Source organism: Kitasatospora sp. NPDC056651 (assembly GCF_042792155.1).
In the GTDB taxonomy this organism is placed as follows: domain Bacteria; phylum Actinomycetota; class Actinomycetes; order Streptomycetales; family Streptomycetaceae; genus Kitasatospora.
Map to the genome: position 1 here is coordinate 1 of NZ_JBHTWX010000044.1, position 16899 is coordinate 16899.

The following is a 16899-nucleotide window of genomic DNA, read 5'->3' on the forward strand; positions in this document are numbered from 1 at the left end:
ATGTACAGCTCGCCCGCGACCCCGGCCGGCACCGGGCGCAGCCCGGCGTCCAGCACGTACAGCCGGGTGTTGGCCAGCGGGCGCCCGATCGGCACCGTGTCCGGCACCGCCGCGGTGAGCGGCATCGGGTACTGGGTCGCGCACAGGGTGGTCTCGGTCGGCCCGTAGAGCGCTCGCACCGCGATGCCCGGGACGGCCTCCAGCACCCGGCGCACGGCCGGGGCGGAGACCACGTCCCCGCCGGTCAGCACCTCGCGCACCCCGGCGAAGATGCCCGGGTCCTCCTCCGCGACGACCCGGAAGAGGCCGGCGGTGACGTGCACGTGGGTGAGCGCGTGGACCCGCACCAGCTCGCGGATGGCGGCCGCGTCCAGGTCGCCCGGCGGCGCCACGACCACCCGGCCGCCGGAGAGCAGCGGCACCCAGATCTCGTAGGTCGAGGCGTCGAAGGCGTGCGGCGCGTGGAACAGCACCCGCACACCCTCCTCGCGGCGCCAGCACGGGTCGGTGGCGAGCTGCACCACGTCCCGGTGGGTGATCGCGATGCCCTTGGGGGCCCCGGTGGAGCCGGAGGTGAACATCACGTACGCGAGCTGCTCCGGGTGGGGCGCGGTCCGCTCGGCGCGCCGCTCGCGCGGACCGTCGAACCAGCCCGCGGTGAGCGGCAGGACGGGGCAGGGGGCGTCGGCGGCCAGCGGGTGGTCCCGGTGCGCGGCGTCGACCAGGACGAGCGCCGCGCCCGTCCCGGCGGTGATGCCGCGCAGCCGCTCGGCCGGCTGCCGGTCGTCCAGCGGGACGTAGCAGCCGCCCGCCTTGGCCACCGCGAGGATCGCCGTCAGCAGGTCGGCGGAGCGGTCCATCAGCAGGACCACCGGGGTGTCCGGACCGACTCCGGCGCGGGTCAGGTGGGCCGCCAGGTGCTCGGCCCGGGAGTCCAGTTCGGCGTAGCCGAGGGTGCCGTCCCCGGAGACCACCGCGGGCGCGTCGGGGGTGGCGGCGGCCTGGGCCTCGAACAGCTCGGGCAGGGTCGCGTCCGGGACGGGCGCGGCGGTGTCGTTCCAGCCGGTGAGCAGTTGCTCGCGCTCGGCCGGGTCGAGGATGTCGATGTCGCCGATCGGCGCCGCCGGGTCGGCCACGGCGGCGCGCAGGACGCGCAGCAGCCGTTCGGCGAGGGAGACGGCGGTGGCGTGGTCGAAGAGGTCGACCGCGTACTCGACCGCCACCGTCAGGCCCGCCCGCGGGCCCTGCTCGGTGAAGCGGAAGGACAGGTCGAACTTGGCCACGTCCAGCTCGAAGGGGTGCTCCGCGCAGCCCAGGTCGCCGAAGGCGGCGGGGACCGGCGCCCGGCTCTCCAGGGCCACCAGGGTCTGGAAGAGGGGGTGGCGGGCGGGGGTGCGGGTGGGGTTGAGGTGCTCGACCAGGCGTTCGAAGGGGATGTCCTGGTGGTCGTAGGCGTCGAGGTCGGTGCGGCGGACTCGGTCGAGGAGCTGGTGGAAGCTCGGGTCGCCGCTGGTGTCGGTGCGCAGGACGAGGGTGTTGACGAAGAAGCCGACCAGGTCGTCGAGGGCTTCGTCGGTGCGGCCGGCGACGGGGGTGCCGAGTGGCAGGTCGGTTCCGGCGCCGAGGCGGGTGTAGAGGGTGGCGACGGCGGCTTGCAGGGCCATGAACAGGCTGGCGTTCCGTTCGGCGGCCAGCTCGGTGAGCGCGCCGTGCAGTCCGGCGTCCACGGCGACCTCCACCAGGCCGCCGCGGTGACCCGGCGCGGCCGGGCGCGGGCGGTCGTAGGGGAGTGCCAGTTCCTCCGGGGCGTCGGCCAGGGCCTCGCGCCAGTGGGCGAGTTGACCGGTCAGCAGGGCGCTGGGCCGCTCGTCGGTGCCGAGCAGCCCGCGCTGCCAGAGGGCGTAGTCGGCGTACTGCACCGGCAGCGGCTCCCACCGCGGCCCGGTGCCGGCCAGCCGCGCCCGGTAGGCCTCGGCGAGGTCGCGGAAGAGCGGGGCGACCGACCAGCCGTCGCCGGCGATGTGGTGCATCAGCAGCAGCAGGACGTGTTCGTCGTCCGGCAGGGACAGCAGGGTGGCGCGCAGCGGCAGGTCGCGGGCGAGGTCGAAGACCTCCGCCCCGGCGGCGAGGAGGGCGGTCCGCAGCTCCGTCCGGTCGGCCACCGGTATTCGCCGAAGCGTCAAGTCGGCGTTGTCGGTCACCAGTTGGTGCGGCCGGCCGTCGACGGTCGGGAAGACGGTGCGCAGCACCTCGTGCCGCGCCACCACGTCCCGTACGGCCCGCTCCAGGGCGGGCAGGTCGACGGCACCGGTCAGCCGGACCGCGACGGGGGTGTTGTAGAGCGCGCTCGGTCCCTCGAACTGCTCGATGAACCACAGGCGTTGCTGGGCGGGGGAGAGCGGGACGCGCTCGGGCCGCTCGGCGGGCCGCAGGGCCGAACGGACGGTCGAGGAGCCGGGCAGCGCGGCGGAGAGGGCGGCGACCGTCGGGTGCTCGAAGAGGGTGCGGATCGGCAGCTCGGCGCCGAGGGCGGCGCGGACGCGGCTGACCAGCCGGGTGGCGAGCAGCGAGTGCCCGCCGAGGTCGAAGAAGCTGTCGTCGATCCCGATCCGGTCCAACCCGAGGACGTCGGCGAAGAGTTCGCGGAGCGCGCGCTCGGTGTCGGTGCGCGGCTCGCGCCCGCCGTCGGCGCCGCGGTAGTCGGGGGCGGGCAGGGCCTTGCGGTCCACCTTGCCGTTGGGGTTCACCGGCAGCTCGTCGAGGACGACGATCGCGGCCGGCAGCATGTAGCCGGGCAGCCGGTCGGCGACGAAGCCGCGCAGTTCGTCGGCCCCGGCGCCGCCGGTGACGTACGCGACCAGGCGCTTGTCGCCCGGCTGGTCCTGGCGGACGGCCACACAGACCTGGCCGACCGCCGGGTGGGCGGCGAACGCGGCCTCCACCTCGCCGAGTTCGATCCGGAAGCCGCGCAGCTTGACCTGGTCGTCGGCGCGGCCGACGAACTCCAGCTCGCCGTCGGCCGTCCACCGCACCACGTCGCCGGTGCGGTACATCCGGGCGCCGGGCCCGCCGAACGGGCAGGCCACGAAGCGCTCGGCGGTCAGGCCGGGCCGGCCGACGTAGCCGCGGGCCAGGCCGGAGCCGCCGATGTACAGCTCGCCGGCCACCCCGACCGGCACCGGGCGCAGCCCGGCGTCCAGCACGTACAGCAGGTTGTCGGGCAGCGGCCGGCCGATCGGCACCACGTCCGGCACCTCGGCGGCCGAGGTCATCGGGAAGCGGGTCGCGAAGGTGGTGGTCTCGGTCGGTCCGTAGACGTTGAACAGCCGCAGCCCGGGGCAGGTGTCCAGCACCCGCCGCATGGCGGTCGGCGAGGCGATGTCGCCGCCCGTCCACACCTCGCGCAGCCCGGCGAAGGTCTCCGGAGCCTCGGCGGCCAGCACGTTGAACAGGCCGACGCTGACGAAGGTGGCGGTGGTCCGCTCGTGGCCGATCACCGCCGCCAGTTCGGCGATCCCGAGCCGGCCGGCCGGGGCGATCACCAGCCGGCCGCCGGAGAGCAGCGGGGTCCAGATCTCGTAGGTGGAGGCGTCGAAGGCGGAGGGCGCGTGCACCGGCAGCCGCTCGTGGGCGCCGCCGGTGAACTGCCCGCCGAGCGCCAGGTCCACCACCGAGCGGTGGGTGACGGCGATGCCCTTGGGGGCCCCGGTCGAGCCGGAGGTGTGCATCACGTACGCCAACTGTTCGGCGTGCAGCGGCAGTCCGAGGTTCTCGGGGTGATCGCCGGCGTGCGGGGCGAGCACCGTCAGCCCGGCCAGCGCGGGGTGCTCGCGGTGTGCCTCGTCGGCCAGCACGAGGGCGGCCCCGGCGTCGTCGAGGACGGTCCGCAGCCGGTCGGCCGGCTGGGCGTCGTCCAGCGGCACGTAGTGGCCGCCGGCCTTCAGTACCGCCAGGATCGCGACCACCTGGGCGGCCGAGCGGTCGATCATCAGCGCGACCGGCGTCTCCCGGGTGACCCCGGCCTCGGCCAGTCGCCGGGCCAGCGCGTTGGCACGGGCGTTGAGCTCCGCGTAGGTCAGCTCGGCGTCCTCGGCGGTCAGCGCGAGCGCCTGCGGGGCGGCGGAGGCCCGCGCCTCGAACAGCTCGGGCAGGGAGCCCGCCGGGGCCGGGGCGAGGGTGCCGCTCCAGCCGAGCAGCTCGGCGCGCTCGGCGGAGGTCAACACCTCGACGGTGCCGACGAGTTCGGCCGGGTCGGCGGTGATCCGCGCCAGTAGGGCGAGGAAGCGGTCCAGCAGGACGCGGGCCTCCTCGGCGGTGAAGGCGTCCGGCTGGTGGTCCAGGCGCAGCTGGAGGCCGTCCCCGGGGGTGAGTGCCAGCACCAGCGGGTAGTGCGCGCTGTCGACGTCCTCGACCAGGGTGACCCGGGTGGCGCCGCTCGGGTCCGCGCCGTCCAGGGCGGCCGGGTCCGGGTAGTTGGCGTACACCGTGACGGTGTCGAACAGGCTTCCCATGCCCGCGAGCCGCTGGATCCCGGTGAGGCCGAGGTGCTGGTGGTCCAGCAGCGCGGACTGCTCGTGCTGGAGGCGCAGCAGCAGCTGCCCCCAGCTCTCCGTCTGGTCCAGGCGCACCCGCACCGGCACGGTGTTGATGAGCAGGCCGATCATCCGCTCCACGCCCGGCAGGTCGTGCGGGCGCCCGGAGACGGTGGTGCCGAAGAGCACGTCCTCGCGTCCGGTGAGCCGGGCCAGCAGCACCCCCCAGGCCGCCTGGACCGCGGTGTTGAGGGTGACGCCGTAGCGGCGGGCGGTGCGGGCGAGGGCCTCGGTGGCCGCCGGGGTGAGCCCGCCGTGCAGGCGCAGCGGCAGCCGGGGGGCGGCGGTGGAGCGGCCGGGGGCGAGCAGGGTCGGCTCGTCGGCGCCGGCCAGGGCCCGGGCCCAGGCGGCGCGGGCGGCCGTGTCGTCGCACCGGGTGAGCCGGCGCAGGTACTCGCGGTACGGGACGGCCGGGTCCATCGGCCGCTCGAAGTACAGGCCCCACAGCTCCTCGGCGAACAGCGGGGTGGACCAGCCGTCCAGCAGGATGTGGTGCGCGGCGGCGATCAGCCGGTGGCGCCCGGGGGCGAGTCTGAGCAGGGTGTAGCGCAGCAGCGGCGGCCTGGTGAGGTCGAAGCGGCGCCCGTACTCGGCGGCGGCGATCCGGGCGGCCTCCGCCTCCGGGTCGGCGTGGTCGCTCACGTCGACGACGGTGAAGGGGAGTTCGACGGTGTCCGGGACGACCTGGACGGGCGGGCCGTCGAGCCGCTGGTGGAAGGCGGCCTTGAGGTTCGGGTGGCGCGACAGCAGCGCCTCGGCGGCGGCGCGCAGCCGGCCGGCGTCCACCGGGCCGGTGACGTCGAAGGTGCAGACGGCGGTGTAGACGTCGGCGCCCTCGGTGTCGTACGCCGAGTGGAAGGCCATGCCCTGCTGGAGCGGCGAGGTCGGCCAGACGTCCACCAGGGCGGCGGGGGCGTGGAGTTCGGCGAGCCGGTCCAGCTCGGGCTGGTCGATCGCGACCAGCGGGAAGTCGGAGGGGGTGTGCCCGCCGGCGCCGGGCCGGCCGGCGTGCTCGGCGAGCGCGCTCAGCGCGGTGAACCAGGCCTCGGCGAGGCCGCGGACGCGCTCCTCGTCGAGCAGCTCGGCGGCCCAGGACCACTGGGCGACCAGCAGCGGGCCCTGCGGGGTGTCGACGGTGGTGGCGTCCAGACCGAGGACCCGGGCGAGCGCGAGGCCGTCGGCGGCGCCCTCGGTCATCGCCTCGGCCCCGGCGAGCACGTCGTCCGCGGTGACGCCCTCGGGCTGGAAGCGGCCCAGGTAGTTGAACTCGATCTGGGGCTCGGCGTGGCCGTCGAGCGCGGCGGCGGTGGCCGGGTTGAGGTGGCGCAGCAGGCCGTAGCCGATGCCGTTGTCCGGGACGGCGCGCAGCTGCTCCTTCACCCGGCCGAGGGCGCGGCCGAGTTCGGGTCCGGCGGCGGTGACCTCGGACCAGGACAGCGCCCCGGGGGCGAGCCGGACGGGGTGGACGGAGGTGAACCAGCCGACGGTGCGGTGCAGGTCGACGCCCTCGACGACCTCCTCGCGGCCGTGGCCCTCGACGCTGACCAGCACGGCGCCGTCGGGCCCGGTGGTCTCCCGGCCGCGCCAGTGGGCGAGGGCGAGCGACAGCGCGGTCAGCAGCACGTCGTTGACCTGGGCGTGGTAGGCGGCGGTGACCTCGGTCAGCAGCGCCCGGGTGGTCCCGGCGGGCAGCACCAGCCGCAGGACGCCCTGGGTGGCGTAGGTGTCCCGCGCCGGGTCGAGCGGCCGGTCGCCGAGCAACGGGTCCGGGGTGGCCAGGGCGGCCTGCCAGAGCGGGAGTTCGGCCGCCCGGCGGTCGGTGCGGGCCTCGGCGGTGAGCCGCTCGGCCCAGCGGCGGAACGAGGTGGGCACCGGCGCGAGTCCGACGGCGCGGCCCTCGCGCAGGGCGGCGAGCGCGGCGAGCAGGTCCTCCTCGACGATGCGCCAGGTGACGCCGTCCACCACCAGGTGGTGGAGCACCAGCAGGAGCCGGGTGGGCCGGTCCGGTCCGTCGTCGAAGCGGACGGCCTGGACCATCCGGCCGTCCTCGGGCGAGAGTCGGTCGCGCGCGGCCTCGGTCGCGGCGCGCAGCGCCTCCCCGGTGGCCGGTCCGGCGACGGCGTTCAGCACGCTCCCGGCGGGGACGGCGCCGGGCGCGGGGACGTGCAGCGTCCACGGGCGCCCGGCGAGCGGGGAGGTGCGGGCGCGCAGGACGTCGTGGTGGTCCAGCAGGGCCTGGAGGGCGGTGGTCAGCTGCTGGTGGCCGGTGCCCGCGGGGAGGGTGAGCAGGGTGGCCTGGTAGAAGCTCTCGACGGCGCCCTGCTGCGCGGCCAGCCAGTGCACGATCGGCGTCGGCGGCACCTCGCCGAGGCCGGCCCCGGCGGGCTCGGCGGCGGCCGGCCCCTCCAGCGGGCGGGCGATCCGGGCCAGCGCCTCGACGGTCGGGGCGTCGAAGACCTCGCGCGGGGTGAGTCTCAGCCCGGCCTGCCGGGCCCGGGACACCAGCTGGATGGCCACGATGGAGTCGCCGCCGAGCTCGAAGAAGGAGTCGGTGACACCCACCCGGGGCAGGCCCAGCACCTCGGCGAACAGCCGGGCGAGGGCGTGCTCCGACTCCCCGGCGGGGGCCCGGCCGCCTTCGTCGGCGGCGCCGAGGACCGGTGCGGGCAGGGCGCGCCGGTCCACCTTGTCGTTGGGCGTGAGCGGCAGCCGGTCGAGCACCACGACGACCGGCACCATGTGGTCGGGCAGCCGCTCGGCGCAGTGCGCGCGCAGCTCCGCCGGGTCGGCGGGGCCGACCGTGTAGCCGACCAGCCGGCGCTCGCCCGGGCGGTCCTCGCGCAGCAGCACCGCGGCCTGGCGCACCCCGGGGTGGGCGCAGAGGGTCCGCTCGATCTCGCCGAGCTCGACCCGGAAGCCGCGGATCTTCACCTGGTCGTCGGCCCGGCCGACGAACTCCAGCTGCCCGTCCGGGCGTTGGCGGCCGAGGTCGCCGGTGCGGTACATCCGCCCTCCTTGCCCTCCGTCGGGCTGGAGGGGCCCGTCGCCGGGCTCGCCGAAGGGGCAGGCGACGAAGCGTTCGGCGGTCAGGGCGGGCCGGCCGAGGTAGCCGCGGGCCAGGTGCGGGCCGGAGAGGTAGAGCTCGCCCACGGTGCCCGGCTCGACCGGGCGCAGCCGCTCGTCCAGCAGGTGGACGCGCACGTCCTGGAAGGGGTGGCCGATCGGGGGCTGCTCGGTGCCGGTGAGCGGCTCGCTCAGGGTGACGCTGACGGTGGCCTCGGTCGGCCCGTAGCTGTTGAACATCGGCCGGTCGCGGCCGAGGCGGGCGGCCAGCTCGCGCGGGACGGCCTCGCCGCCGCTGACCAGGGTGCGCAGGGAGGGCAGCGGGACGTCCGGGAGGGTGGCCGCCATCGCGGGGGCGAGGTCGGCGTGGGTGACGCCGTACCGGTCGATCAGGGCGGCCAGCGCCTCGCCGACCAGCTCGCTCTGCTCGCGGGGCAGGACGAGCGCGGCGCCGGTGGTGAGCGCCGCGGCCAGGTCGGAGACCGAGACGTCGAAGCTGAGCGAGGAGGCCTGGAGCACCCGGCTGCCGGGGCCGACCCCGGTCGCGGCGACCTGGGTGGCGATCATGCTCGGCAGCCCGGTGTGGGTGACGGCCACGCCCTTGGGCACGCCGGTGGAGCCCGAGGTGTAGATGACGTACGCGGTGTTCGGCGCGCTCAGCGGCCGCACCCGCTCGGCGGCGGTGAACGGGGTGCCGGACCGGGCGGCGAGCGCGGCGAGGTGCTCGGCGGAGTCCAGCAACAGCCGGGGGGCGTCGGTGTCGGGCAGCCGTCCGGCGGCCTCGGCGGTGGTGAGCACCAGGGCGGCGCGGGAGTCGGCCAGCATGTGGCGCAGCCGCTCGGCCGGGTAGGCCGGGTCGGCGGGCAGCCAGGTGGCGCCGGTCTTGGCGACGGCGAGGATCGCGACGATCGCCTCGGGGGACTTCGGCAGGGCCAGCGCGACGACGTCCTCGGTGCCCAGGCCGCGGGCCGCCAGCAGCCGGGCCAGCCGGTTGGCGCGGGCGTCCAGCTCGGCGTAGCTGAGGGTGGTGTCCTCGGCGTACAGCGCGGGGGCGTCCGGGGTGCGGGCGACCTGGGCGTCGACCAGCTCGGCGAGGGTCGGGCGGGTGTCCCGCACGGCCGTGTCGCCGTCGGCCGGCGTGGCGGGGGTGGGGACGTCGGCCGGGGCGGACGGCCGCTGCTCGGCTCCGCGCGTGTGCTGGACCCCGGACATGTGGCGCTCTCCCTCGTGCGGCTGGCTCCCGCGGTGGCGGGTGCGACTGGCTGGTTCGATGCACTTTCGATGCACGCGCGTAGACGCCGGAACCGGGACGGCTCCGACGGCATGACGGTGCGACCGCGCGGCGACGGGTTGCGGCGGCGGCGTGGTGAGGCGGTCTCGGCGGTCTCAGTGGCCCGGCGGCCGGTGCGCCGCGGTCAGTGCTCGGAGGCCAGGTGCGCGATCAGGCTCTTCGGGCGCAGGTCCTGCCAGTTCCGCTCGACGAAGTCCAGGCAGTCCTGCCGCCCCGCGGCACCGAAGACCTGCTGCCAGCCGGCGGGCACCGGGCTGAAGACCGGCCAGAGCGAGTGCTGTCCCTCGTCGTTCACCAGGACGAGGTAGCTGGCCTCGGGGTCCTCGAACGGGTTCGCCATCGTCGGTTCCTCTCTGTGCGGGGCGGTGCGGGAAGGGCGGAGCGGGGGTGGTCAGCCGGCGGCGCGGGTCACCGGCCCCAGCCGGAGTCCAGGAAGGGCGGCGCGTCGGCGGTCGGCGGAACGGCGTGAACCCCGAGCGTCTTGTGGACGTGAAGGGCAGGGCTTGGCATCTCGGGATCCTCTTCCTGGATAGGGCGGTCCGCCCTCTTCGCTCTGAGACGCATCCTGCCGAAGGCCCGAACACGGGTGGAAGCTCTGGCTCTGATCGTGAACACGCAATGCGTGAACCGGAAGCCCGGTCAGACCATGTCAAAAGCGCACAGACATGATCCAAACCGCACCCGGTGATGTCAGATCAGTGGTGGGAACCCGGCTCGGCGGTGGCAGCCGGCGAGCCCCGCCGAAGCTCCTCCCGGACGGCTGGCCAGTCCGCGAAACCCGGCTGTCCCGCCCCGGCGGGCGACTCCAGGGCGAGCGTCGCCAGATAGGCGCGCTTGAGCGCGGCCCGTTCGTCCCGCACCCGGCCCGCCGACTGCTCGATCCGGCGCAGCCGGGCGTGCAGCCGCTCCAGCGCGCCCCCGCCCGTCAGCAGGCGCCGCGCCTCGGGGCCGAAGCGGAAGCCGGGGGCCAGCAGCGGCCAGGCCGACCGCCAGACCCGGAACACCTCCCGGTGGCCCGGCCCCCACTCCCGTTCGGCCCGCGACAGCCGCTCCAGCGCCGCCTCCTCGGTGGGCGCCGTACAGGTCTCGCGCAGCGCCCGGGAGAGCGCGCCCCAGTCCTCGCCGGGCGCGTGCCGCAGCGCGGTGTGCAGCAGCTGGGCCACCGAACCGTGCACCACCGCGCCCGGCCACTGCCCGGCCGCCGCCTCGGCCAGCACCGCGCCGGTGCCGCCGACCAGCACCCACACCTCCCGCACCCCGCGCTCGGCGAGCCCGGCCAGCACCCGCGGCCACTGCTCCCCGCCCGCGGCCGGCCACAGCCCCAGCACCTCGCGCCGGCCCTCGACCGAGACCCCGAGCGCCAGGTGCACCAGCGGCCCGCCCGGGCGGCCGCTGCGCACCGAGTCGACGAAGACCACCGGGTAGACCGGGTCGAGCCGCCGCCGGCGCCGCTCGGCGAGCTCGTCGAGCACCTGGTCGGTGATGGCCGAGACGGTCTCCCGGCTGAGCTCCACGCCGTACACCTCGGCCAGGTGCGCCACCAGTTCGCCCGAGCTGAGGCCGCGCGCGGTCAGCGAGATCACCAGCCGGTCGAGCCCGGGCAGCCGGCGGGCCCGGGGCGGGACGGCCCTGGGGGAGAAGCTGCCCTCGCGGTCCCGGGGCACCCGCACCTCGACCGGGCCGACTTCGGTGAGCAGCCGTCTGGTCCGGGCGCCGTTACGGCCGTTGGCACCGGTGGCGGCTCCGGCTCCGACGCCGGTGCCCGTGCCCGTGCCCGTGCCCGTGCCCCTGCCCGTCTCCGTCTCCGTCTCCGTGCCCGTCTCCGTCTCCGTGTGTGAGCCGCGTGGGAGAGCGGAGTTCCGCAGGTGCTCCTGGAGTTCGAGTTCCAGGGCGCCCTCGATCAGCTGCTTGGCGAAGGCCTGGAGCAGCCCGCCCTCGCCCAGCAGCCGTACCGCGCCGGAAGCGACCTGGGCGGCGGCGGCCTCCGCCAACTGTCGTACCAGACGCTGGTCCACCAGGCCGGCGAGGGCGTCGGACGGTGACGCCGGGTCGGAATCAGCTCGCAACTGGGGGTGCCTCTCTGTAGGCCGTGCCATCCGCAGGGAGCCGCTCCGGATTCCCGACGGGACGCCAGGGGCGATGCGCCGGCGACCCCCCGGTCACCGCTGCCGGGTACGGCCGGCCCGCGACCGTGACCACCGGCTCCCCCCGCCTCCGTGCTCGTCTGACTACCGTCAGCCGATGATTTCCGCTCCCGTTGGGCGTACACTCACCGCTGCCGGAGCCAGGGGGGCGGCTTTCGCACGGTAGTCACTCCTCATCTTGCCGGTTCTGATGCCTGGTGGTGGCCGGTACGGGCATTCGTGAAACCGCAATGCCGAAGCCGGAAGGATGCCCAGATGTGCCCAAGCCAGGACAACGGTGATGAAACGGGAGCCCCGCAACTCTGCGACCGCGGCATCGACTTCTACCGGACGGCGCTGGCCGAGGGCGAGGCACGGGGAGAGGCCCCCGAGTGCCTGCTGGCGATGGGTCTGCTGCGCCCGCTGCCCGGCTCCGCCGACCGGCTGGCCCCCGTCCCGCCCGACATCGCCGCCACCGGCCTGACCCGGCCGCTCGAACTCGCCGTCCTGGCGCACCAGGAGCGGCTCGCCGGGCTGCAGAGCTCCTTCCACGCCGCCGAGCACGCCTACCGGGACGTCATGCGGCGGGCCAAGTTGCCGATCCGGGTGCTGGCCGGCGACGAGATCAGTCCCGCGCTGGAGAAGGCCGTCGCCGCCTGCACCGAGGAACTCCTCACCGCCCAGCCGGGCGGCGGCCGCGCCCCCGACCAACTGGCCGACGCGCTCCCGCGCGACCTCGCGCTGGCCGGCCGCGGCGTGCGCCAACGCACCCTCTACCAGCACACCGTGCGCTCGCACGGCCCGACGCTGGCCTACATCGAACAGGTCACCGCCCAGGGCGCCCAGGTGCGCACCCTGAACGAGGTCTTCGACCGGGTGATCATCTGCGACCGCTCCACCGCCTTCATCCCGGCCGGTGCCGACCGTGAGGCCGCGGCGATGCTCATCCAACTCCCGCCGCTGGTCGAGTACCTGCTCAAGATCTTCGAGCTGATGTGGGAGCGCGCCGAGCCCGTCACCTACCAGCCCGGCCACCACCGCCCCCGCCTGCTGACCGCCCGCACCCGCCAGAACGTTCTGCGCCTGATGGTCAACGGCTACACCGACGAGGCCATCGCCACCCGCCTCGGCATGAGCACCCGCACCGTCTCCAGCCACATCCAGAAGGCCAGCGAACTCCTCGGCAGCCGCAGCCGCGGCCACCTCGGCTACATCATCGCCCGCGAGGGCATTCTCGACGACCCCCTCGACGACCTCTGACCCCTCCCGCCCGGCGGCGGCAGGGGGTGGTCAGCCCTCGTCGTGGGCCGGGGCCCAGGAGGTGCCCTCGTAGGAGTAGTTGGGCGCGCCGTGGCGGCCGACGGTGCGGAAGGGCTGGTGGTCGCCGGCGTCGACCCGCAGGGTGCCCTTCTGGGTGCCGTCGGACCAGACCAGTTCGAGGAACCAGCTGACGTCCTGGGAGAGGGTGGCGGCGTCCACGTCGATCACCTGGGGGTCGCTGTTGGTGATCTTGTACGGGAAGTTCGTGGTAGCGGTCTTGCGTTCGCCCTCCTTGCCCGGGACGGGGACGGCGCGCGGGGCGGGTGAGTCGAGGTCGACCGCGAAGGAGGCCGGGGTGAGGCCGCCGCCGCAGCCGGTGCCGGGTGTGTAGGCGTTCCACTTGGGGGCGGGCCGGGTGCTGACCACCTGCACGTACATGGCGTTCAGCACGACGGTGTCGGCGCTCGCGCCTTGGGCGGTCAGTTCGATCCGCAGGTGCCCGGCCGGGACCATCCGCTGGGAGGCGGCCCAGCTGTCGACCCGGCCGGAGGACGGCGGGGGCGGGACCTGGGAGGGGGCGCGGGCGGACAGGAACCACTGGTTGCAGGGGCTGTCCCAGTTGTTGTTGAGGACGGTGACGTGGAAGGGGGCGGGGACATCTTCGGGGCTCGCCGAGGCGGTCGCGGACGAGGTGTCGGCGGCGCTGGGAGCGGTGGAGGAAACGGCGGAGGGGGCCGCGGGGGGTTCGGCGGGGGCGGGCGGAGCCGGGGTGCCGGCGGTGGTGGACGGAGCGGCGGGGGCGGCGATCAAGGGGGGCGCGGAGGACGCCGCGCCGGGGTTCGCGGCGCCGCCGGCGTCGCGCAGGGCGAGGACCGAGACCACGGCGGCCAGCGCGGCCACGGCGGTCGCGCTCAGCAGCACCCGGGTTCGGCGGCGCGGTGCGGCGGGCGGGGGCGCGGGGTGCACGGTCGTCACCTCCTCTTCCAGTACGGGGCCGGTGGACCGCGGGGCGGGCACGAGGCCGGGCGTCGGTCCGGGCGCCGGCTCGGCGGTGGCCTGGGCGGTGACCGGGACGGCGGCCGGGGCGGCCGGGGTGTTCGCCGAGGACGTCTCCCGGCGGCGGGCCGCGTCGGCCAGGATCCAGCGGCGGTGCAGCTCGACCAGTTCCTCGGCGCTCGCCCCGCAGGCCCGCGCCAGCCGTTCCACCGGCGCGTACTCGGCCGGCACCGCCGCGCCGTTGCAGTAGCGGTGCAGGGTCGAGGTGCTGACGTGCAGCCGGGTGGCCAGGGCGCCGTAGCTGCGCCCCGAACGCTCCTTCAGTTCGCGCAGCGTCGCCGCGAACTCCTCGGTCTCCACGCTCATGTGCTGCCCTTCTCCCGCCCCGGCCGGCCCGGGGCGCCGTCGATGTGCGGATCACCGTACCGGCAGACCCGGGCGGGGCCCGGAACAGGGGGAGCGAAGGAGCGGGAGGGGCGAGGGGAAGAGGCGGCGGGAGGAGCGAGGGGAGCGAGGGGAGGAGGAAGCGGGAGCCGAGGGAGCGGGTCAGCTCTTGCCGGCCTGCTCCACCGACGAGGCGGCGCCCTCGACGGTCTCCCGGTACAGGCCGAGCTTGGGCTGCTTGCCCACCTTCGCGCCGGCACCGAGCGGGAAGTTGTGGGTGTAGGCGTTGGGCATCTGGTCGTCGGCCAGGACGTTCAGCTCGTCCCAGTCGCGCGAGACGCCGCTGCCGGGGTTGAGGTCGATCACCGCGTAGGTGCTCTTGCCGGGCGCCAGGGCGTAGGCCGGCGGGCCGCCCAGCCCGCCCGGGACCAGCGGCGCGACGTTGTCGCTGCGGTCGGCGGCGGCGGCCTTGCCGATGACGACGAGCGGGTAGTAGCTCAGGCCGCAGTAGGTGCTGCCCGGGTTGTGCACCTCGATCACCCGCTGGTCGGGCGCCCCGGCCCGGGTGCTGACCTTGACCGTCACGACGTCGCCCTTGCAGGAGTGGGTGTAGGCGTACGACTCATCGCCCCCGGCCGCGCCCCCGCCGCCCGTGGCCGGGGCGACGGGGTTCTTGGGGCGGGCGGAGCCGGTGGCGGCGGGGGCCTTGGTGGCCGGGGCGCCGGCGGACGGCTGGGCGGCCGGTGCGGCGGTACCGGGCGCTGCGGGGGCCCCGGCGGCGGGTGCGGTGGTCTGGGCGGGCTTCGCGGGCTGGGCCGCCTCGCCGTTGTCGGGCCCGCAGGCCGTCAGGGTGAGGGCGGCGCCCAGGGCGAGGGCGGCCGGGACGAACAGGGCGCGGCGGGTGGCCACGGAGCGGCGAGCGGACATGGAGGTTCCCCCGTAACGGATGTGGGTGAAGGACCGGACCAGGCGGCGGGCCGTCGGCGCCGACCGCTGAGCAGCACTCTGGTCCGCGCACCGGCCGGTCCGCCAGGCTTACCGGCCAAGGCGGGACGCTGGAACGGTTCCACCCCCTCTGACCTGCGGTCCCGCATCCGCCTGGAACGGCTCCGCGGGACGTTCCCGGGCCGCCGGGAGCCGTCCGGCGCCGCCCCGGACGCCGGTCGTGGGTCTCCGTCCGGCCGGAGCCGCCGCCGGGCGGGGCGGGCCCGACCGGCGTCGGTACGATCGGGGGCATGGGTGGTGCGGAGGAAGAGGCCTGGGACTCGGAGGCGGCGGACCGGGCGGTGGCGGTGCTCAAGGCGGTGGCGGACCCCTCGCGGTACCGCCTGTTGTGGGCGCTGACCCGGCGGGAGCTGCCGGTGAGCGAGCTGGCCGAGCTGCTGGGCGCGCATGTGGCGGCGACCTCGCAGCACCTGGCGAAGCTGCGGGCGGCCGGGCTGGTGGTGGCGCGCCGGGAGGGCACGCGGATCTTCTACCGGGCCACCGAGGTGCGCGGGCTGCTCACCGAGGCCGCGCTGATCGCCCACGACCTGCCGGCCCGCCGCGACGGCGGTGACGACGACGGCGCCGCGCCGGCCGGTGCGACCGCGCCGCAGCCCTTCGCCCGGGCGGTCCGGGCGGTGCGACGGCGCCCGGCGACGGGCTGACCTGTTCGCGCGGCTATGACGGGCCGACCCGGGCCGGGCCGTCAGCGCCCCGGCAACGGGCCGACCCGGGCTGAGCCGTCAGCGCCCCGGCAACGGGCCGACCCGAGCTGAGCCGTCAGGGCCCCGGCGACGGGCCGACCCGGGCCGTCAGCGCCCCGGTGCCTCCGGGCGGTGCTCCAGCCGGTACTCCTGCCGGTCGGCGTCGTACGCGAACAGCCCGGCGTAGCGCCCCCAGTCGGTCGCGGTCTCCAGCTGCCGGTCGGTCTGCCCGGCGGTGTAGTGACGGCCGAGCAGGTCGCGCAGGAAGCCGGTGCGCACGGTGGCGCCGGGCCGGCCGCCGAGGCTGTTGGCGATCAGCTTGACCAGCGGGACCTCCAGGGCCGCCGCGGCGAAGACGGCCCGGGCGTCCTGCCCGTCGGCCCCGGTGTAGGCGGCGCCGGCCTCGGTGAGCAGCAGGTCGTCCCCGTGGACCTCGGCGAAGCCGAGCAGGTCGAGGGCGTCGACCTGGGGGAGCAGGTCGTCGATGTCCAGGCCGAGTTCGTCGGCGAGCCCGGCCAGGTCGCAGCGCCCGCCCCGGTGGGCGATCGTCTCGGCGAGGCCGGTGAGCCCGTCGACGCCGGCGGTGGGCAGCGGGGTGCCGGCGACGGTGCGGCGCTCGGGGCCGGGGTCGGGATCGGCGCGGCCGGGTCCCCGGGTGTCCTTGGGGCGGCCGGTCATGATCCGGTACACCTGGTCCACCAGCTCGTCGAAGGCGGCGCAGTCGCGGTCGCGCGGCCGTTCCAGGCCGACCTCGACGGTCTCCCGGATGGTCCCGTAGGGGCGGGCGCCGAGGACCACGATGCGGTCGGCCATCAGCACCGCCTCCTCGATGTTGTGGGTGACCAGGACGACGGCCCGGGTGGGGAACTGGCCGGATTCCCACAGTTCCATCAGCTCGCCGCGCAGGTTCTCGGCGGTGAGCACGTCGAGCGCGGAGAACGGCTCGTCCATCATCAGCACGTCCGGTTCGACGACCAGGGCCCGGGCGAAGCCGACCCGCTGGCGCATGCCGCCGGAGAGTTCCTTGGGGTAGGCGGACTCGAAGCCGGCCAGGCCGATCAGGTCGATGGCCTGGGCGGCGGCCAGGGCGCGGTCCCGGGGCGGCACCCCGCGGGCCTCCAGGCCGAGCTCGACGTTCTGCCGGACGGTCAGCCAGGGCAGCAGTGCGAAGGTCTGGAAGACGAGCGCGCTGCCGGGGTTGGCGCCGGTGAGCGGGGTGCCGCGGTAGCGGACGGTGCCGGAGGTGGGCGGGATGAGGCCGGCGAGGCAGCGCAGCAGGGTGGACTTGCCGGAGCCGGAACGCCCGAGCAGCGCGACGATCTCGCCGGACCGCACGGCGAGGTCGATGCCGGAGAGCACCGGCAGCTCCCCGGCGGCGCCGGCGTAGGCCTTGGTCAGGCCGACGGTCTCCAGCAGGACCTCGTCGTCGCCCGCGGTGTCGGGAGCCGAGGCGGGTACGGGGCCGGGCCGGGCGGCACGGGAGCGGAAGGGGAAGCGCATCG

8 protein-coding genes are annotated in these 16899 nt (G+C 75.9%); 2 read left to right on the top strand and 6 right to left on the bottom strand.

Going from position 1 to position 16899, the window contains the following annotated elements:
• The 3 genes from ACFRAR_RS18735 to ACFRAR_RS18745 form a co-directional block, all read right to left on the bottom strand.
• The coding region (locus tag ACFRAR_RS18735; protein WP_380699192.1) for an amino acid adenylation domain-containing protein at positions 1 to 8867 on the bottom strand (8867 nt) is incomplete at its 3' end.
• Between the two features lie 203 nt (positions 8868 to 9070).
• Complete coding sequence (locus tag ACFRAR_RS18740) at positions 9071 to 9286, bottom strand: MbtH family protein (protein WP_380699193.1); 216 nt, start codon at positions 9284 to 9286, stop codon at positions 9071 to 9073.
• A 355-nt stretch (positions 9287 to 9641) separates the two neighbouring features.
• The gene (locus ACFRAR_RS18745) at positions 9642 to 11012 is read right to left on the bottom strand and encodes a transposase (protein ID WP_380699194.1); all 1371 of its coding nucleotides are present in this window, start codon (positions 11010 to 11012) and stop codon (positions 9642 to 9644) included.
• A 333-nt stretch (positions 11013 to 11345) separates the two neighbouring features.
• On the opposite strand from ACFRAR_RS18745, the gene ACFRAR_RS18750 reads away from it, so the two are divergent.
• A complete protein-coding gene (locus ACFRAR_RS18750; RefSeq protein ID WP_380699195.1) occupies positions 11346 to 12329 on the top strand; it encodes a LuxR C-terminal-related transcriptional regulator in 984 nt (327 codons plus the stop codon).
• Positions 12330 to 12359: 30 nt separating this feature from the next.
• On the opposite strand, the gene ACFRAR_RS18755 is transcribed toward ACFRAR_RS18750, so the two are convergent.
• Both ACFRAR_RS18755 and ACFRAR_RS18760 read right to left on the bottom strand, forming a co-directional pair.
• Positions 12360 to 13691: a helix-turn-helix domain-containing protein gene (locus ACFRAR_RS18755; RefSeq protein WP_380699196.1), complete on the bottom strand. Its 1332-nt coding sequence runs from the start codon at positions 13689 to 13691 to the stop codon at positions 12360 to 12362.
• 180 nt (positions 13692 to 13871) lie between these two features.
• Positions 13872 to 14636 carry a hypothetical protein gene (locus ACFRAR_RS18760; protein ID WP_380699197.1) on the bottom strand — a complete coding sequence of 255 codons (765 nt, stop codon included), beginning with the start codon at positions 14634 to 14636 and terminating at the stop codon, positions 13872 to 13874.
• Between the two features lie 308 nt (positions 14637 to 14944).
• Between ACFRAR_RS18760 and ACFRAR_RS18765 the strand changes: the two genes are divergently transcribed.
• Complete coding sequence (locus ACFRAR_RS18765; protein WP_380699198.1) at positions 14945 to 15358, top strand: ArsR/SmtB family transcription factor; 414 nt, start codon at positions 14945 to 14947, stop codon at positions 15356 to 15358.
• A 147-nt stretch (positions 15359 to 15505) separates the two neighbouring features.
• Here the strand turns inward: ACFRAR_RS18765 and ACFRAR_RS18770 are convergent, their stop codons facing one another.
• Positions 15506 to 16897 (bottom strand): nitrate/sulfonate/bicarbonate ABC transporter ATP-binding protein, encoded by a 1392-nt coding sequence (locus ACFRAR_RS18770; protein WP_380699199.1) that lies wholly within the window; start codon positions 16895 to 16897, stop codon positions 15506 to 15508.
• Positions 16898 to 16899 lie beyond the last annotated feature (2 nt).